The organism is Arsenicibacter rosenii (genome assembly GCF_001870735.1).
Lineage (GTDB): Bacteria > Bacteroidota > Bacteroidia > Cytophagales > Spirosomataceae > Arsenicibacter > Arsenicibacter rosenii.
Map to the genome: position 1 here is coordinate 36,773 of NZ_MORL01000008.1, position 19,924 is coordinate 56,696.

The 19,924-nt window shown below is 48.6% G+C and carries 9 protein-coding genes and 1 CRISPR repeat array; of the genes, 1 reads left to right on the forward strand and 8 read right to left on the reverse strand.

The genetic code is table 11. The features are described 5' to 3' along the window. Positions 1-356 precede the first annotated feature (356 nt). Complete coding sequence (locus BLX24_RS15985; protein WP_071504178.1) at positions 357-4,742, forward strand: beta strand repeat-containing protein; 4,386 nt, start codon at positions 357-359, stop codon at positions 4,740-4,742. 76 nt (positions 4,743-4,818) lie between these two features. Next, a CRISPR array of direct repeats spans positions 4,819-12,897; the repeat unit is 37 nt; unit sequence GTTTCAATCCTTCTTTTGCTGGATGATGCTCACGGAG. A 196-nt stretch (positions 12,898-13,093) separates the two neighbouring features. On the opposite strand, the gene cas4 is transcribed toward BLX24_RS15985, so the two are convergent. Genes cas4 through cas7b form a run of 8 tightly spaced genes read right to left on the reverse strand, consistent with a single transcriptional unit; the run spans position 13,094 to position 19,924 of the window. Then, the gene (gene cas4 / locus BLX24_RS15990) at positions 13,094-13,666 is read right to left on the reverse strand and encodes a CRISPR-associated protein Cas4 (RefSeq protein ID WP_071504179.1); all 573 of its coding nucleotides are present in this window, start codon (positions 13,664-13,666) and stop codon (positions 13,094-13,096) included. Positions 13,667-13,700: 34 nt separating this feature from the next. Continuing rightward, positions 13,701-13,991, reverse strand: a complete 291-nt coding sequence (cas2, locus tag BLX24_RS15995) for a CRISPR-associated endonuclease Cas2 (RefSeq protein ID WP_071504180.1) — start codon at positions 13,989-13,991, stop codon at positions 13,701-13,703. Between the two features lie 52 nt (positions 13,992-14,043). Then, entirely contained in the window at positions 14,044-14,280 is a 237-nt protein-coding gene (locus tag BLX24_RS34000) for a hypothetical protein (protein WP_310590785.1), read from the reverse strand. 26 nt (positions 14,281-14,306) lie between these two features. Continuing rightward, complete coding sequence (gene cas1 / locus BLX24_RS16000; protein WP_310590786.1) at positions 14,307-15,080, reverse strand: CRISPR-associated endonuclease Cas1; 774 nt, start codon at positions 15,078-15,080, stop codon at positions 14,307-14,309. A gap of 59 nt (positions 15,081-15,139) precedes the next feature. Beyond that, positions 15,140-15,853: a CRISPR-associated endonuclease Cas6 gene (locus BLX24_RS16005; RefSeq protein WP_229201823.1), complete on the reverse strand. Its 714-nt coding sequence runs from the start codon at positions 15,851-15,853 to the stop codon at positions 15,140-15,142. Next, entirely contained in the window at positions 15,850-18,279 is a 2,430-nt protein-coding gene (locus BLX24_RS16010) for a CRISPR-associated helicase/endonuclease Cas3 (RefSeq protein WP_083422011.1), read from the reverse strand. Before BLX24_RS16010 ends, BLX24_RS16005 begins: the two co-directional genes overlap by 4 nt. After that, positions 18,279-19,031, reverse strand: coding sequence for a type I-B CRISPR-associated protein Cas5b (gene cas5b / locus BLX24_RS16015; RefSeq protein ID WP_071504182.1), 753 nt, complete (start codon positions 19,029-19,031; stop codon positions 18,279-18,281). The genes BLX24_RS16010 and cas5b overlap by 1 nt, the downstream gene beginning before the upstream one ends. Next, entirely contained in the window at positions 19,028-19,924 is an 897-nt protein-coding gene (cas7b, locus tag BLX24_RS16020) for a type I-B CRISPR-associated protein Cas7/Csh2 (protein WP_071504183.1), read from the reverse strand. Before cas7b ends, cas5b begins: the two co-directional genes overlap by 4 nt.

Sequence of the window (19,924 nt, forward strand, 5' to 3'; positions counted from 1 at the left end):
ACCGGAAAATGGTAAAGGAAGCCCGTCTTTTATATGCAGAAATTAGTATACATTTCCAGTAGACTGAGCTGTCCGAATATGCATTTAATGCCGCATCTTCAGCTAAAACCACCCATTTATCAACAAAAACTACGTTTCAGGCACAAAAACTACCCGCCTGTTTCCTGAAAACTACCCAGAGGGGTAGTTACTTTTTGTTGGGGTGACCGGAGATTTCATCACGCAATTGCAGCGGGCTGAACAGGCCTGACGATTGACAGAAATCTTAACGTTTAGACCCAACAAAAATGCAGAAACCAGTACCACACGGCAGACAGGGCTATCTTTTGTCTGCTATCAGATTTAACCAGCTAACCATGCTATGCAGTCTGCTGCTGCTCTGCCTGGCAACGGTTGCCCGGCCAGCCAATGACAAGGCACCGGCACATGGTCCGGGAATAGTCAAACGTGGCGTACCTGCCTTACGATCAAGAACGATATCAGAACAGCCATCTGCAAACGTAGAGCCGTCTATTCTCAGCGTGACCACCTCAGCCAGCGTTGCCTGCCCGGGCCAGACGGTGGTATTAACAGCTAATGCCGCCGGCATGACCGGAGGTTACGGATTCTCATGGGGTATTTCTCCCACATCGATAGGCTCAGCAACCTTTACCAGCCCGACTGATCAGTCCAGTGTAACGGCAGTAATGGGTAATATTCCCGGTGCCGTAGACTTTTCGGTCACCGTAAATGACCAGACAGGAATAGCTGTCGGTGGTGTTACCGTCACGGTACCAGGGCGTCTTCATGTAAATCCTAAGGCTACGGGCGCAAACAACGGCCTCAGCTGGCCGGATGCCTTCACCAGTCTCCAGAGCGCACTCACTTACGTCAGCCCCTGCGGCGGGCCAGCCTCCGAAATATGGGTGGCCAGTGGACTTTATAAACCAACAACGACAGCGACCGATCAAGCGGCCAGCTTCCGGATTCCGTCGGGGACTAAAGTCTATGGCGGTTTTGTCATTAATACTACCATCGATAACGGTCCTATTGGCGGGGTTCTTTACCCGACATCAATCAGTGACCGGCCGGCCGTCAATCCGGTTACGGATGAACCAAGCAGCACGACGTTCTCAGGTGATATTAATAACGACAACCAGATCAATGGTAACAGCAATTCAGTTGTTACATTTGAGAATGCCTCCGCGGCTACGCAGCTCGACGGCGTGGTCATTACCGGTGGCCGCGGACAAGGCGGTGGCATATACCTGAACGGAGGTACCCCCCAACTAACCAACCTCCTGATCAGCGGCAATCAGGCTGCTCAGTCCGGTAATCACGGGGGTGGAATTTACGCCGCCCAAAGCACTACGGTGACGCTGAATAACAGCCGGATTATTGGCAATACCGGTATCAATGGCGGCGGCATTTACGCCAACGGCCCCGTTTATCTCACCGGCACCGATATTTCTCAGAATACGTCCAGTGCACAGGGCGGTGGTGTGTACTTCAATGCAACGTCAGCCTTCCAGGCCGTCAGCAGTACCATCGGCCAGAATGCAACGTCGGGCGCACCTGCCGGTGGTATTTATTCGGCTACAGGAAGCGCCATGTTCCGTCTGGAAAACAGCCTGATACAGGCTAACCAACCTGGCGGCATTTACGCCAATGCATCGAGCAATACCATCGTCGCCACCAATACGCAGTTCCGGCAACACCAGGGCACCTGGGGCGCGATATACACCGATGGGCCTGTATCCTTTTCGAACTGTATCATAGCACAGAATAAGGCTATCAGTAACAGTGCCGGTGTGCACATCAACAATAAAGGCTCCTTTTCGGCCGTAAGCACACAGTTTACACAAAACAGCAGCGGAGCCATCGGTGGAGCGGCTACTGTTCCCGGTGATGTCTACATAACCGATTGTACGATCAGTCAGAATACGGCCCCGTTCGGTGGCGCGGGCATTTACAGTACCGGAAGTTCGCTGACGGTTGCTTCTGTCAGTAACACCACCATTACTCACAACCAGATCAACAGCTCTGGTTCGGGCGGCGGGTTGTATTTTTCAGCATCAAACGCCCGGTTTACGTTCGACAACCTGCTTGTGACGAACAATCAGGCTATTTCCGAAGGAGGTGGTATTTATGTAGGCGGCAGTAGCAGCAATACCATTACCGTCAGTAATTCGCAGTTTACACAGAATCGGGCAGGTAGTCCGGGAGGCGGCTTTTCCCTCAACGGGTCTGTCCGGATAACAAACTGCAGCTTTTCGCAAAATACAGCCTCAGAAGGAGCAGGTATCTATCATTCAGGATCTGAATTCAGCGCATCCAATAGCCGGTTCAGGCAGAACACGGCTGCATCAAGCGGCGGAGGCGGGTTGCGGGTGATGGGCAATGTCACCATTACCGGCAGTGACATCAGCCAGAATACGGCCGGCAACACTGGTGGCGGCATCAACATGTCGTCTGCTAATATTATCTCTATTCAGAGCACAACCATTAGCCAGAACAGCAGTGGCTTCCCCGGCGGCGGCATTAATACATCTGGCGGGAGCAGCTTTCTCTTAGCCGATGTCATCATCGAAGGAAACAAATCACAATATTCAGGTGGCGGTATATATTCGTCCGTTGCTAATTTTACCATCACCAATTCGCGGGTACGGCAGAACCAGGTATCAAATGGCCCGGGCGGCGGTATAAATTCGTTCGGCACGACCTATATAACAAACTGCGACGTCTCTCAGAACACGGCTGTGGGTTCACCGGGAGGCGGAGTTTATGGCAATAATCCTGTCATTACCAGCAGTACCATCAGCCAGAATCAAACCTCCTCACAGGGCGGCGGTATTTACAGCAACAACTCTCTGACGCTTGTCCGGTCTGTTGTCAGCCAAAACCAGGCCAATGATGGCGGTGGTCTCTATGCGGCGGCTGGTCTGGTTCAGAGCAGTACGATTACCGGCAACAACAGCCTCAACACCGGTGGCGGTCATTATACAAACGGCGGGGCCTTTCTGGCCATCAACAGCCTCTACAGCCGGAACCGGGCCTCGACCAGCGGCGGAGCCATCTATGCAACTTCGCCCAATACCTTAACGCTCCTGAATACCAGTGTCAGCAGCAACAGTGCGATAACGGGCGCAGCCGTATCGGGCACCGGCGTATCGGCCGGCAACAGTATCTTCTGGGGTAATGGCACCCCGGCTACGACCTTCGAGGGCAGTATCAGCCTGAAAAACAGCCTTGCCGAATCGGGCGCTTCGTTTACGGATGCGGGAGGGAACAAAAACACGGATCCGCAATTTACCAGCCCGGCTACCGATGACCTCCGTGTACCGGCCTGTTCCCCGGCGGTCAACACCGGCAATTCGGCTCTGTTCACGGCGGCCGCCCCCCTGACAACCGATGTAGCCGGAAACCAGCGGATTATAGGGACAGCTATTGATATGGGCGCCTATGAGTTTACCACAGCTGTCGGCGCGCCGGTTGGTATTACCGCCGGACCGGCAGAGTCGTCGGTTGTTTGCGCAGGCACTAACTTTTCGATTCCGGTCAGTGTCACCGGCGGAGAACCAACAACCACCTATCGCTGGTACAAAGACGGCTCTGCAACACCGGTAGCCAGCCAGACAACGGCAACCTTATCGTTTTCGGGCATCCAGACAGCCGATGCCGGCACCTACACGCTGGTCGTTACAGGAGCCTGTAACAGTGTAACGTCAACCGTCTTCAGCCTGTCGGTCAATCAGTCGGCGGGCCTTACGCAGCAACCTGTAGCCAGCTCAGTCGTTTGTACGGGTGCGACCGTTACAGTCATGGTCAGTGCAACAGGATCGCCGGCAACGGGTAAAAACAACCTGAGCTATCAGTGGTATCATAACGGCGCAGTCCTGACCGGCCATGCATCGGCGACGGCCGCTACCCTTTCCCTGCCCGATGTCACCACCGCCAGCACCGGTACGTATTCGGTTGTAGTAACAGGAAGCTGCGGCAGCCTGACCTCAACCGGCTTCTCCCTGCATGTAAACCAGCCGGATGTAACAATTATCGCCAGCAGCAGCGTACTGACCTGTACCGTACCTAGCCTGACGCTGACAGCCCGGACATCGGAAACAGCCCTGCGCTGGTCAACCGGCGAAACCACCCAAAGCATTGTTGTCAGCACGACAGGCACTAATCAGGCGGGGCCGTATTCGGTAACGGTAACCGCAGCAGCGGGTTGTACGGCCGCCAGCGCCCCGATCCAGCTCACGCAGGATTTATCGATGCCTGTTGTTAGCATCAGTTCGAAAACGGTCTGTGCCGGTCAGGCCGTTACCCTTCAGGCTACGGGCTGTACGGGCGGTACTGTCCGCTGGCCAAACGGCACCGAAGGCAATACGATAACACTCACCGCAGGGGCTGAAACGTCGTACATTACGGCAACCTGTACCATTGGTCAGTGTAGCACAACCGTCACCGGTTCGGTGGTAGTTGCCGCCAACGTATTGCCACCGCCCGCTACGATCAACAGTGTCAGCGCGGATGAGTCGGCATGTCCAGTTAAGCTGAAGGGTGCCGCAACCGGTACATCGTTTATCTTCACCGGACCGAACGGGTATGTCTTCAGTAGTGTGTACCGGCAGCCAGGCACCTACAGCGTCACCGCACCGAACGCACTGAAACCGGGCAACTATACCTTTTATGTGCACTACACAACGGTTTGCGGCACAACGAATGCGGTACAGACAGTAACGGTCGTGAAGCAGTGCCCGTAGTGCGGCAGGATATAACGCAGATGAAAGAAGAGCCTAACCCGCTCTTCTTTTTTTATGCCCGAAGCCGTTCTTTACGACGTCAATCCTTCTTTTGCTGGATGATGCTCACGGAGCCGGAAACGCCCAGTTTTTCCGGTAAGGGAAATAGAGTTTCAATCCTTCTTTTGCTGGATGATGCTCACGGAGAAACAACCTCGCCCTTATCGTTCAGGCAGAACATTTCGTTTCAATCCTTCTTTTGCTGGATGATGCTCACGGAGGATGTGTTCTGAGACCCCGTAGCCAAAAAGCGCCCAGTTTCAATCCTTCTTTTGCTGGATGATGCTCACGGAGCAATTCAAACAACGTGCCCTCAATGAATCCCAACAAGTTTCAATCCTTCTTTTGCTGGATGATGCTCACGGAGCACCGGCCTCTAATTGTATTAGCTGCAAATAGTCAAGTTTCAATCCTTCTTTTGCTGGATGATGCTCACGGAGTAAGCTTAACGCAACTTATCACGATTGCGAGGTGTCAAGTTTCAATCCTTCTTTTGCTGGATGATGCTCACGGAGTTTATTTAATGATACAGGAAATTCGGGAGACTTCCGGTTTCAATCCTTCTTTTGCTGGATGATGCTCACGGAGTTGCTTGATGTTCCGGTGACGTTAGTTGCGAATTTAGTTTCAATCCTTCTTTTGCTGGATGATGCTCACGGTTACATAATGAACCATCGACGTAACGGGCTCAGAGGGTTTCAATCCTTCTTTTGCTGGATGATGCTCACGGAGTCTGGAGAACACGCGGTAAAATACCGAGTAGGTATGGTTTCAATCCTTCTTTTGCTGGATGATGCTCACGGAGTCTATACGCATGCCAATCCAGACCGTTTAAGGCTCGTTTCAATCCTTCTTTTGCTGGATGATGCTCACGGAGCTCATGGCGAATGGCTTTCCAATGTATCCACTTGTCGGTTTCAATCCTTCTTTTGCTGGATGATGCTCACGGAGTTTCAGAACGGCTTTACAATGCATTTGAAGAGCTTTGTTTCAATCCTTCTTTTGCTGGATGATGCTCACGGAGCCCTTTGCGGTACCAGTACCATCCTCGGCATAAATCGTTTCAATCCTTCTTTTGCTGGATGATGCTCACGGAGACGGCCGGAAAATCTCGGTTTCGTTGTTCAGATATTGTTTCAATCCTTCTTTTGCTGGATGATGCTCACGGAGATAAGTGTCTTATTCTCTGTACTTTCTAGGTGCGATGTTTCAATCCTTCTTTTGCTGGATGATGCTCACGGAGCGAAGAATTCCGCCGGTTTGCCACCGTTGGCGGTCGGTTTCAATCCTTCTTTTGCTGGATGATGCTCACGGAGTGTCGATTTAGAAGTAGCAGTGGTACAGTTTAAGAAGTTTCAATCCTTCTTTTGCTGGATGATGCTCACGGAGAGCTGAACTGCGAGGTGCCCATGGTGACCCAGGCGCGTTTCAATCCTTCTTTTGCTGGATGATGCTCACGGAGCGTCGAAAACCGGCTCGACATCCTCAACGAGCCGCAGTTTCAATCCTTCTTTTGCTGGATGATGCTCACGGAGCTTTGTTCATGCCTTAGCGAAAGGGCTACCAAAACTGTTTCAATCCTTCTTTTGCTGGATGATGCTCACGGAGAGACGCCGGACGCCGACCGGCTCCCGTCGGTAATTATTCCGTTTCAATCCTTCTTTTGCTGGATGATGCTCACGGAGCTATCGTGGCAGCGACAAGCAGAAAGTAATCAGGGCGGTTTCAATCCTTCTTTTGCTGGATGATGCTCACGGAGAGCGGTCAGCCGCCTGGCTTGAATCATTTCTGAAATCAGTTTCAATCCTTCTTTTGCTGGATGATGCTCACGGAGTACAACTAACAGCTCTTTCAGTAATTCCATTTCTTCCAGTTTCAATCCTTCTTTTGCTGGATGATGCTCACGGAGACTCCCGTACTTAACTCACAGGCAAACAAGAATACAGTGTTTCAATCCTTCTTTTGCTGGATGATGCTCACGGAGTGGGAAACGGACAATCGTGGGTATACAAATCCGGTAGTTTCAATCCTTCTTTTGCTGGATGATGCTCACGGAGTTCTGATAATGGTTGCAGATCATCGTACTTACTCCGGGTTTCAATCCTTCTTTTGCTGGATGATGCTCACGGAGCGTCGAAAACCGGCTCGACATCCTCAACGAGCCTCAGTTTCAATCCTTCTTTTGCTGGATGATGCTCACGGAGTACAACTAACAGCTCTTTCAGTAATTCCATTTCTTCCAGTTTCAATCCTTCTTTTGCTGGATGATGCTCACGGAGACTCCCGTACTTAACTCACAGGCAAACAAGAATACAGTGTTTCAATCCTTCTTTTGCTGGATGATGCTCACGGAGTGGGAAACGGACAATCGTGGGTATACAAATCCGGTAGTTTCAATCCTTCTTTTGCTGGATGATGCTCACGGAGTTCTGATAATGGTTGCAGATCATCGTACTTACTCCGGGTTTCAATCCTTCTTTTGCTGGATGATGCTCACGGAGGTACGGAGCTACCAATCAGATGCTGAAAAACTCAATGTTTCAATCCTTCTTTTGCTGGATGATGCTCACGGAGGAGATAAGTTCCACAAAATCCCGATTACCAAGCTGGTGTTTCAATCCTTCTTTTGCTGGATGATGCTCACGGAGCCCTGTCGCACATCGTTACGACGGTCGCCAATGCCTGTTTCAATCCTTCTTTTGCTGGATGATGCTCACGGAGACGTTTTTCAAACCGTGACTTCCGGGCATTTTTAAAAGTTTCAATCCTTCTTTTGCTGGATGATGCTCACGGAGGTACGTAGTAACACTCGAAGAACGATACGAAGCCTCGTTTCAATCCTTCTTTTGCTGGATGATGCTCACGGAGAGTCAGGATGATTTCTTTCATAGCTATTCAAGCGTTGTTTCAATCCTTCTTTTGCTGGATGATGCTCACGGAGCGGAGAAAAGCACACAGTACGGACCCGCTATAACTAGTTTCAATCCTTCTTTTGCTGGATGATGCTCACGGAGTCGCCGTTTGTGACCCATTTAAAGGTAGCGTAGAAGGTTTCAATCCTTCTTTTGCTGGATGATGCTCACGGAGCTAACCGGCACGTTCTGCACCGGATTGAAATAGAAAGTTTCAATCCTTCTTTTGCTGGATGATGCTCACGGAGCTAACCGGCACGTTCTGCACCGGATTGAAATAGAAAGTTTCAATCCTTCTTTTGCTGGATGATGCTCACGGAGACCGGCGACAGCCTGTTGAAAACGGTCAGTATTGTGTTTCAATCCTTCTTTTGCTGGATGATGCTCACGGAGGCGTTTCAGGGAGTCATTGATAAGCTACCGTTCTACCTGTTTCAATCCTTCTTTTGCTGGATGATGCTCACGGAGCAACGCTGGTTGTACTTGCCGCCCGCCCCCGCGTCGGGTTTCAATCCTTCTTTTGCTGGATGATGCTCACGGAGGCGCGGGCGGTTACCGATGGTGACGCGCCGGACAAATGTTTCAATCCTTCTTTTGCTGGATGATGCTCACGGAGCGGCGAGCACGGCACCGCCTACGAATTTGAAAACTTGTTTCAATCCTTCTTTTGCTGGATGATGCTCACGGAGCGACCGACGGCCGCTGCTGCCGCTTGGTACGCTGAGGTTTCAATCCTTCTTTTGCTGGATGATGCTCACGGAGCCGGAAGATTGGAAAACTCTTCAACACAGTCATTATGTTTCAATCCTTCTTTTGCTGGATGATGCTCACGGAGAAACGGGCTACACGGTGGACGAAACGCACGAAGTCCGTTTCAATCCTTCTTTTGCTGGATGATGCTCACGGAGTGTGGCAATCCGCCTAACTTCTGTATAGAAGAAAAAGTTTCAATCCTTCTTTTGCTGGATGATGCTCACGGAGAAAGTACCGGTTCTACATGGTGCCCGCCGGATTGATGTTTCAATCCTTCTTTTGCTGGATGATGCTCACGGAGCGGTATGGCTCCCTGTTTTCATCTGGGCGTATTACAGTTTCAATCCTTCTTTTGCTGGATGATGCTCACGGAGACTGACTTACCTACCAGCGTATGTGCAACCGTATCGGTTTCAATCCTTCTTTTGCTGGATGATGCTCACGGAGCAAGAAGCACCGCTACGGCGCCGGTGAGCTGCTGGAGTTTCAATCCTTCTTTTGCTGGATGATGCTCACGGAGCTGGACCGTTGCCGCTGTATTCTTCGTGCTGATCGGGTTTCAATCCTTCTTTTGCTGGATGATGCTCACGGAGAAACGGGCTACACGGTGGACGAAACGCACGAAGTCAGTTTCAATCCTTCTTTTGCTGGATGATGCTCACGGAGCAAGAAGCACCGCTACGGCGCCGGTGAGCTGCTGGAGTTTCAATCCTTCTTTTGCTGGATGATGCTCACGGAGCTGGACCGTTGCCGCTGTATTCTTCGTGCTGATCGGGTTTCAATCCTTCTTTTGCTGGATGATGCTCACGGAGAATCGTTCTTGACCGTGATAAGACCGACGACAACGGGTTTCAATCCTTCTTTTGCTGGATGATGCTCACGGAGCAATGCCCTGTCAACCGACGCGGGCATGCAGGATATGTTTCAATCCTTCTTTTGCTGGATGATGCTCACGGAGAAGGATATGAAACGGATCGGGGAGGCAAGGCAGATATGTTTCAATCCTTCTTTTGCTGGATGATGCTCACGGAGGGAGGTAAAGGCCATCGAAGATGCCTATAACCGCAGGTTTCAATCCTTCTTTTGCTGGATGATGCTCACGGAGAATCGTTCTTGACCGTGATAAGACCGACGACAACGGGTTTCAATCCTTCTTTTGCTGGATGATGCTCACGGAGCAATGCCCTGTCAACCGACGCGGGCATGCAGGATATGTTTCAATCCTTCTTTTGCTGGATGATGCTCACGGAGAAGGATATGAAACGGATCGGGGAGGCAAGGCAGATATGTTTCAATCCTTCTTTTGCTGGATGATGCTCACGGAGGGAGGTAAAGGCCATCGAAGATGCCTATAACCGCAGGTTTCAATCCTTCTTTTGCTGGATGATGCTCACGGAGTTGACACTGGCGTCAAATCAGGCTCCCGATAAGGATTGTTTCAATCCTTCTTTTGCTGGATGATGCTCACGGAGTCCTGATCTGGGAGCCGTTGAAGCGTTCGATCGCTAGTTTCAATCCTTCTTTTGCTGGATGATGCTCACGGAGGCACGCCCAGCTCGGCCTTGGTGACATTCTGTAACTGTTTCAATCCTTCTTTTGCTGGATGATGCTCACGGAGAGCATCCCCTGAGAGTTCCAGTTTCCAGAACTTCTCGTTTCAATCCTTCTTTTGCTGGATGATNCGCCCAGCTCGGCCTTGGTGACATTCTGTAACTGTTTCAATCCTTCTTTTGCTGGATGATGCTCACGGAGAGCATCCCCTGAGAGTTCCAGTTTCCAGAACTTCTCGTTTCAATCCTTCTTTTGCTGGATGATGCTCACGGAGAAAACTTCAAGCCAGTGAATGAAAAATTTTCGTCAAGTTTCAATCCTTCTTTTGCTGGATGATGCTCACGGAGACACCGTGTATGCACTGATACAGTTTTCGTCTATGTGTTTCAATCCTTCTTTTGCTGGATGATGCTCACGGAGTCTGCGGCAATCTGGTACTGGAACGACTCGGTTATCGGTTTCAATCCTTCTTTTGCTGGATGATGCTCACGGAGTTTCTGATACCACGAAGCTGTTCAACCAGCTGAAGGGTTTCAATCCTTCTTTTGCTGGATGATGCTCACGGAGGCAGAAACTTTTTACTATATTTGTGTAAGTTTAATCGTTTCAATCCTTCTTTTGCTGGATGATGCTCACGGAGACACCTTCAAGCCAGTGAATGAAAAATTTTCGTCAAGTTTCAATCCTTCTTTTGCTGGATGATGCTCACGGAGACACCGTGTATGCACTGATACAGTTTTCGTCTATGTGTTTCAATCCTTCTTTTGCTGGATGATGCTCACGGAGTCATGATCTGGGAGCCGTTGAAGCGTTCGATCGCTAGTTTCAATCCTTCTTTTGCTGGATGATGCTCACGGAGTTTCTGATACCACGAAGCTGTTCAACCAGCTGAAGGGTTTCAATCCTTCTTTTGCTGGATGATGCTCACGGAGGCAGAAACTTTTTACTATATTTGTGTAAGTTTAATCGTTTCAATCCTTCTTTTGCTGGATGATGCTCACGGAGACAGCGTTCCGGGGAGCTGAACGCGGCACTACTGAGGTTTCAATCCTTCTTTTGCTGGATGATGCTCACGGAGTTTCTGATACCACGAAGCTGTTCAACCAGCTGAAGGGTTTCAATCCTTCTTTTGCTGGATGATGCTCACGGAGGCAGAAACTTTTTACTATATTTGTGTAAGTTTAATCGTTTCAATCCTTCTTTTGCTGGATGATGCTCACGGAGACGCCTGCTCGATGATAGTAACGGCTTCTTTCTGAAGTTTCAATCCTTCTTTTGCTGGATGATGCTCACGGAGAGGCTGATGATTTTTCCTGCGCCCTGAACTCCATGTGTTTCAATCCTTCTTTTGCTGGATGATGCTCACGGAGAACCCTTTCACCCACGCCACAAACTCGGGATTCGGGGTTTCAATCCTTCTTTTGCTGGATGATGCTCACGGAGGTTTTGGTTGATCCGTCGGCTAAATATTCTAGTACAGTTTCAATCCTTCTTTTGCTGGATGATGCTCACGGAGACGCTTTCTGGAAGTGAACCGACGTGGTGAAGAAGTGTTTCAATCCTTCTTTTGCTGGATGATGCTCACGGAGAACCCTTTCACCCACGCCACAAACTCGGGATTCGGGGTTTCAATCCTTCTTTTGCTGGATGATGCTCACGGAGGTTTTGGTTGATCCGTCGGCTAAATATTCTAGTACAGTTTCAATCCTTCTTTTGCTGGATGATGCTCACGGAGTTCGCCTGCTTGATGCCTATGTGATCGGGGCTACACTGTTTCAATCCTTCTTTTGCTGGATGATGCTCACGGAGACGCTTTCTGGAAGTGAACCGACGTGGTGAAATAGTGTTTCAATCCTTCTTTTGCTGGATGATGCTCACGGAGGTTATTGTTGGCCTGAATGCAAGTCGGGCTAATTCGTTTCAATCCTTCTTTTGCTGGATGATGCTCACGGAGCTACCGGCGGACAAACGCGGTAATTGGCAGGGCACAGTTTCAATCCTTCTTTTGCTGGATGATGCTCACGGAGTTAGCTGAGTTTGGGTCTGTCGGGTCAAATGTGAAGTTTCAATCCTTCTTTTGCTGGATGATGCTCACGGAGGCCCACACGGGCACTGGCGGCACTGTGGGAAAATCAGTTTCAATCCTTCTTTTGCTGGATGATGCTCACGGAGACGCTTTCTGGAAGTGAACCGACGTGGTGAAATAGTGTTTCAATCCTTCTTTTGCTGGATGATGCTCACGGAGGTTATTGTTGGCCTGAATGCAAGTCGGGCTAATTCGTTTCAATCCTTCTTTTGCTGGATGATGCTCACGGAGCTACCGGCGGACAAACGCGGTAATTGGCAGGGCACAGTTTCAATCCTTCTTTTGCTGGATGATGCTCACGGAGTTAGCTGAGTTTGGGTCTGTCGGGTCAAATGTGAAGTTTCAATCCTTCTTTTGCTGGATGATGCTCACGGAGGCCCACACGGGCACTGGCGGCACTGTGGGAAAATCAGTTTCAATCCTTCTTTTGCTGGATGATGCTCACGGAGACTGCTGCACGCAGGCGATTGCCCTGCAAAAAAAGGGTTTCAATCCTTCTTTTGCTGGATGATGCTCACGGAGTGTTATGAATCAGTGACGAATCGGTTTCTTCTTCAAGTTTCAATCCTTCTTTTGCTGGATGATGCTCACGGAGATCCTGCAACCGTTCGTACAAAACTTGCTTTCCTGGGTTTCAATCCTTCTTTTGCTGGATGATGCTCACGGAGCACACATCTGTGTTTTACTTATACATCACTGTGTTAGTTTCAATCCTTCTTTTGCTGGATGATGCTCACGGAGACGTGTCTTTCAGCGCGGGCATATCATCGGTGTCGTGTTTCAATCCTTCTTTTGCTGGATGATGCTCACGGAGCCGTCCGGGTGCGTAAACCGCAGACAGACAACAACTTACCCCATATTGACGCTTCCTCTTTTTGAGTAAAACAATATGTCAAATAACGTTTTTGAAACTCCTTTTTGCCCATTTTCCGGAAACGTAACCCACTGACCATTAAATGAATACCCCTTAAAAAACGACCGGCTCAAATAAATTACCGGCCGGAACGACGTTATTTGATACACAAATTCCGATACGTACAAGTTACACAACGGGCTTTGTATCTGGTAGCTTTCGGGTAACTATTTTCATCAATAATCGCAAATATTGACCGCGCTGCCCGCTTTACTTCCTCTACATCTTCCGGATTGATCGCAACCTCCACTACCTTATGCCGGCTCCGCGTATACACAAGAAACCCTTTCCGGACCTTCACCCCGAAGTTTTCCTCAATCAGCCAGGCATAACAGTACAACTGCGTCCGGTAGGTCTCATAAACCTTGTCCTTGTACTCGGCAAATTTGTAATCAAGCGGCGCATATTCCCCGTTCGACAAGACCAACACCTCATCGACCCGACCACGGATCAGATCGTTTGTCAGGTACTGATCCAGATGCTTATCCACTACTCCCAACCGCTTCCGCAGATACTCCTTGTTCTGCTCCAGCCGGTCGTCGTGCAACTGCCTGCCCCGCATTACCTTGTAGTCCTTTTCCTCGTACTGCGGTATCCGCAGGACATACTCAAAATAGGTAAACCGCGGACAAAACAAATATTCAATAATGTGTGATGGTGTTAGAGTCATAGCCGTAACCTCATGGCTGGTAAACAATTCCCGTCTAAAAAAATAAAGCCCTGATTTCGTCGGTAACCAGTTTCTTGTCGAAGGCCTGCCCCAATAAATCGGTTTGCTGAAGCTCGCCCCGACTCATCGGAAACAGGTAAACCTTGTCCGTTTCCTCATCAATCAGGTCTTCCAGCTGAAGCCGTAAGGTGTCTTTCTGGTTTGGTGTCAGCGTACCCAGAAAACAGGAAAACTGTACCCGATACAGCCCCGCCTGCTGACAGCATTTAGCCGCCTTCGTCCGGGAACGGTCTTTGACGATGTCGTATAAAACCCAGATAATCATAACAAAACGATATGTATGTGTTGTTGAAAAAGGTATTTCTCTACCTGTTATCCTATGCAGTACTGTCGGCCGGCCCCGCCCCGTCTTCCTTAATCAACGCATTGGCAAACTGATGGGCGTCCAGTTGAATACAGTGGCTACGGACCAGATTCCGGCCACGGTACCGGATCGTATCCTTGTCCATAAAGTCGTTGAACGCCCCCACCAGTAACGCCTTCCCTTCGGCATTCAGACTCGTACCGGCCTCTCCGTTGCGGTTGGTCAGGGGCGATGTGTGGGCTTTGTTCACCTTTTTGGCCGAAAACAGCCGGAAAACTACCTCATCGCATATATCCGGTAGGGCTCAATGAAGTCGAACACCATACTGAGTTGATTGTAGTCATCGCGGTGCAGAAAACCGAGGTAGGGATCCACTCCCGCCACCATCAGCGCTTTCTCTACCTTACCATACAGGATACCATAGGCGTAGTTCAGGAAGGCATTGAACGCATCCCTGGCCGGCCGGGTACTCCGCCCGCTGAACTGATATTCTTTCGGCAAGACATAACTCAGCGTCTCGAAATACAACCGGCCGGCCGTACCTTCCAGTCCCCGCAACGTTTCGGCAATGGCAGCAACCTGCGGAGCTTCCAGCGTATTTACCGACACACACAAGGCCTCGATCCGTGTCAGCTTATCCGCCAGGAAATCGGCGTGTTGTGGCCGGTGTTTCTTCAGGTCTTTGATAAACTGAAGCTGATTGTCCATCTTGGTGAGCAGCCACGTTTTGACCCAGCTCACACCAACCACCGACAAACTCGCCTGTAGCTGACGTTTCCGGATGCGGGTGGTACTCCCCAGTTTGGCGTGCCAGACCCGGCCGATGGGGTCGCCGCTCTGCTCCACAAACACAATGTCTACGTTATGGATCATGGCCAGTTTAATGGCATCGGCACTGAGCGAGGTGCCTGTCGTCATGATAATATGGGTGACTTTCTGCGCCGAAAACGGCTTTTTCTCGACTTCCCCTGAGTCAAGCCGGCGACGCACTTCAAACATCTGATCGCAGACGTGTACATAGGTGCCGTATGTATTAATGTGGAGTTGCATGGGTTAAAGAGCGAAAGAGTGAACGAGTGGCAGAGTGAACGAGCGGGGCGCGAAGAGAGCTATTCGCTCGTTCGCTCGTTCGTTCGTTCACTCGTTGAGAGCGCTCCGAATCCCCGGGCAACGCCTTTGCCCAGGCCGAGGCCGTCGGGCAAGAGGACGTTGGTCGTGAAACTACCGGTAAACGCGATCATGGTCTGATTTTTAAATTGGGTGGTTCGTTCTTCTACGTTCAGGCTCACCAGCACCCGTTCCTGCGGTTGCAGCCAAAGGCCAATGTCCTTGAATACGTTCAGTATCTGGTTAATCAGTACCCGTTTCAGTTGTGCCTGTTGTTCGGCTGGTTCGCGGCGGCGGTAGTCCTGGTAGTTTGCCTGGTTGAGGGCCATCCAGAGCGTCTGAAACCGGTATTGGTGCAGGTCCTCGCTCAGCCCGATGGTAGCCTGTTCGTGGCGGATGTGTTTACTCAGAATAGGATAGGCGGTGCCGTCGATATCGAGGTGCCGCATGGTGAGAAACAACTGAGCCAGCAGGGAGGCGCCTTCGTTGAGGCCGACGAGAGTAGGTATTTTGTTCAGCACCTTGTATTGCACCTGCGGGTAGGCATACCGGAAACTGCCATCCTCATAATGATTATGCAGCAACGGCGAATGGTCGCGGAACAGTTCCCCGAAATACCCCCTGAGCTTATGCGCATCACGGGTTTTCAACGCAACTTCGGGAAAGGTAATGGTGGTTATGGGGATACGAGTTTGGGAAAGGATGGCGGTGGTCATAATATAAAAGTTAATGGTTGTGAAATTGGAATATATCCTGAATTGTGTCGAAAGTCATCCATTTCGTACTTGTAGCAAGCCGATGGATTCGCTCTCTTAGATACGTAGAAGAAATATTTTTCTTCCTTGGGTGTATCAAAAACAATATTTTGGGCTTTACCTCCAGTTGGTAAGTAAGGTAGTGGAACATTTACAACGTATTCATAAAACCTTGCTTTAATTAGAGCAAACTCACGCTTGCGTTCATAAGGCTTAAGTTCAACTTTATCAAGAATAGCAACATATTGATTCCAAAGCTGCTCAGCTTCTTCATTCAACTGTACGAAAATTGATTCTGTATCTTGTTCTTCAACAAACTTAAAGGCTCCAACTTTTTCAAAATCCAATGCCTGCAAGGCTGTTAGTTCAGGTGAAATAAGGACATCAGCTTGTTTCTTGACTTCTTTAAAATACGCTTCAATTAATGCTAGATAACCATGCTCGTCTGTTTCTGACATGCCCTTTAACACATTGGTGGTTTTTACCATTAGGTCGCCACCATATACCATCCCACTTGCCCGACGCATCTCAGCGATGGCATATAGAAACACTTCACCACTAGTTTCTTTCTCATTATACCGATTTGCCCGACCAGCTGCTTGAATGATAGAATCCAGAGGAGCCATTGCTCGAAAAACAGTATGTACCGAGATATCAACTCCGGCCTCTATAAGTTGGGTAGATATAATGACCTGCTGTTTTGGCCCGTTGTAGTTTTTAATTCGATCAATTATTCTTTTCCGTTCGTATGGGGTAATGAGCGTTGTCAGGTAATAAACATCTGTCGTTTCTCCGTCCAATTCAGCTGCAACAGCCTTAAAGCACTCTAAAGTTGACTGTTTTGTATTTAGAATTACCAGAACGTTTTTAGCTGAATTGTTTTTACAGTAATCTATTACATCCTGCTTAAACCCTGAAAAGCTAACTTCTTGCCGAGTACGATTGATAAGGATAGTTCGATTAAAATGAGGGCTTTTAAAGTAACTACGGTAGTTTGGCACCAACTCCTTAATCTCCACATCGGGGATGAAAATCAACGGTTGAGTAGCCGACATCAAAATGAAATAGCAGTTGTAGCGTTCGCCCAATGTTTTGAATGCCTGCCGAATTAATGGCCACAACTCATACTTTACCTGCTGAACCTCGTCCAGTACTATAACAGAGTTAGCCAGATTAGGCAGCTTAAGCAACTTGGTTTTGTCATTAGAGAACAGCGTTTCAAGCAACTGTACGAATGTAGTGACAACGATGCCCGACTGCCATGTTTCAATTAGAAACTGGCTTTTATCTTGATCAAGTGTATCGTCTCCAACCTTGTACGCAGGTTCGGCTAAGTGGTGGTGTTTCAGTAGAACGTCTGAGGTTGGGTTACCAAACACATCCTGAAAAACCGCGAAGTTCTGATCGATAATAGATGTAAACGGAATTGTAATAATCAGTCGTCCAAATGAAGGTCCTAATTTCTGCAACAAAGCCAAACCAGTCGCCAATGAGGTCAAGGTTTTGCCTAAGCCTGTAGGTAATGTAATAGAATACAAATGCTGCTCGGGCCGAAAGACATTTTCCAATTCACGTAAGGTATCATGGTATGCCTGATTCTTTAATTCGTCGAGGCTAGTCTGAGGGAAATCAAAGCCTTTTCTCTGTCGGTATGATTCTAAAGCAATTAAAGACGGTTGTACTGACAGGGGTACTTCAATATCTTTCAAAATAACGTCCGACTTGTCGGATAGCAGCAATGTCCCATAAAACAACTGATGCCAGTAGAAATAACGATTTTTGGCTTCGGCAGGTAGGTCTTCATAGTCACCGAGGTCAAAAAAATCAAGTGAGAAATCGGCATACTCATCCAAGTATGTTTCTTTCTGAATATAATCTTTGAATACCGTCCAATCAAAGGAAAAGTTTACTACCAAAAGTAGTTCATCCAAAATAGACTGCACCTCTGTTTCATCCTGAAACGCTATAATTTGTTCCGATAAGATAGCCGCTTTTTCTTCCAGAAATAACTCTTTTGTAAAATCTTTTAAATTCCCGTGGTGCCGTTTAATGGCTGTAAACACCAAATATGGCAATAGTTGACGGTCTATTTCACTAAGATCAAATGGGGCTAAATACTGTTCAACAACCATCTTCCCTAGTAATGAAGACAGTAAGGCGTGTTCTTTGGGGCCGGTAACCTTGTGGTCAGGTGAAAGCAGGTAATGTTGAAAATAGCGCGTTCCTTTCGCAATATCATGGGTAACCCCGGCAAGGTAGCCTAAGTCAGCCAGCAAACCATTAGGAAGGTCGAATACTGTTTTTCGACTTTGCAATAATTGACGACATGACTCGGCTACCTGCCGCAAATGAACAATTAGCGGAACGCCAGGGTGTGAATAAAGCATTAGAGAAAAAGGATATTGCCAAAATCAGGCGTTTCAAACCAATGGTCGGTGTATACAGAAACGGCTTTGCCGTCAGCATCAACAAGTACCTCGCCATAGCGAGTCACCACACGGTCGCGTGATAGCTCAATTGGCATAGTGTCGACGTAATAATGAGCAGTCTGGCTAAATTCAATCGGCGGGTTAGCCGTCAGTTTAGACAGATTCACGGCCGATTGAATAGATATTTTACCTCCCAATCCCGACCCCTGCTTTACCGGACATACAACGGCATTTTTAAGTGTAGCCGTAAACTGACTTAAGCCGAGATAAGGCGTAAAATGATGTGCCACATTTACCAACCTGTCAGCCAGCTTGTCAAACAGAGCAGTGTCCTGATGCTGCACAAATACCCGAAATGCTGGATTTTTCAGCAGTTCAAACTCAATTTGGGTTCGTCCACTTTTTTTTATTTCAAAAAAGGAATTTCCTGTATCAAGTAAGTTGAAACCGATATTCACCCTTTTTACTGGTGAAAGCAACTGAATAGTCAAACCACAAACGGTGCTATTAAACAACTCCTGAACCGGTATTATGCTAACCGGAAAGTGACCGGGGGCCTTTTCGCGCTCAATACCAAGCACCGCGCCCAACAACCCAACTAATGCTGTTCGGGTTGGAATTGGGTAGGTCAGGGGCGAAGTGGTTGTGTTGAACTTGCGAAAATGGCCATACTCGCCCGATAATTCAAAGACGATTAGCCGGTTATTCATAGTGATAACGGGCCATTGTTCAAAAGCTGCGACGTTTTCAGCCGTGGATCGATCCGTACCGTTACCCCGCTGATTTTACCTTTGTTGCGCCCTAACTCAGCTAACAGTTCATTTACGTCAAGTATGTAATCATCCGTGCTACGTAATTGCATTTCGTTCTTCTCCGATATAAGTTTCAATCGTTGTCGTAAACCTCCAATGTAGAATGGCTCTTTATAATCAACCGTTAGGAGAAGTAAGGGAGTCTGACCGAATTTAGAGCGTGAAATTAGATTTTTGGTTCCTTCCCAAATACCTTCCAGTAATAAGTCCTTGTCTTCTCCAGACATTAATGAGTAAGCAGCAGCTTTCTCGTTAATAATTCCGTTAAAGCCAATAAGTGCATAAGGCACTTTGTATTCTGTTCGGAAGGTAGCTTGTCCTTTTTTATCTCCCGAAGCAAATGCACCAGTACCTTGCTCTGTCACAATGTCCGTTTTATTCAACGACTTACCCATTTGAAATTGAGTAGGGCCGACCAACGTAATAGAATCTTTATCCAAGGGTAAAACGCCCCCAAAAGTTCGAACGTCGATGCACTGAGCCAAAACCGTTTCGCGCTTTTCTTGAAACGCTTTTGCCCGACGCTTACCGTCTACAATGTATGTTTTGTCCCCATCCTGGTATGTTGTTTCGCGGACGAAAATGTCTTTCCCGTTCGTACCATTATAGCCTCTATACTCGTACCAATAATCGCGTATTGTACGTTTTAAGCGAACATCCGATACCAAAACACGGTTTTCTTCGGAGTCGTAGCGCGGACGGTTTTCATTCAACGGATCACCATTAGGATTTGCATTTTCGATTTCGTAGAGAAAAAGAATTTCAGTACGATTACTTAGCGGTGTAGCCAT

Excerpts from the sequence above, each read along its gene's own strand:
- BLX24_RS15985 (WP_071504178.1), top strand. The coding sequence starts at position 357 with ATGCTATGCAGTCTGCTGCTGCTCTGCCTGGCAACGGTTGCCCGGCCA.
- cas4 (WP_071504179.1), bottom strand. The coding sequence starts at position 13,666 with ATGACTCTAACACCATCACACATTATTGAATATTTGTTTTGTCCGCGG.
- cas2 (WP_071504180.1), bottom strand. The coding sequence starts at position 13,991 with ATGATTATCTGGGTTTTATACGACATCGTCAAAGACCGTTCCCGGACG.
- cas1 (WP_310590786.1), bottom strand. The coding sequence starts at position 15,080 with ATGCAACTCCACATTAATACATACGGCACCTATGTACACGTCTGCGAT.
- BLX24_RS16005 (WP_229201823.1), bottom strand. The coding sequence starts at position 15,853 with ATGACCACCGCCATCCTTTCCCAAACTCGTATCCCCATAACCACCATT.
- BLX24_RS16010 (WP_083422011.1), bottom strand. The coding sequence starts at position 18,279 with ATGCTTTATTCACACCCTGGCGTTCCGCTAATTGTTCATTTGCGGCAG.
- cas5b (WP_071504182.1), bottom strand. The coding sequence starts at position 19,031 with ATGAATAACCGGCTAATCGTCTTTGAATTATCGGGCGAGTATGGCCAT.
- cas7b (WP_071504183.1), bottom strand. The coding sequence starts at position 19,924 with ATGGCTACACCGCTAAGTAATCGTACTGAAATTCTTTTTCTCTACGAA.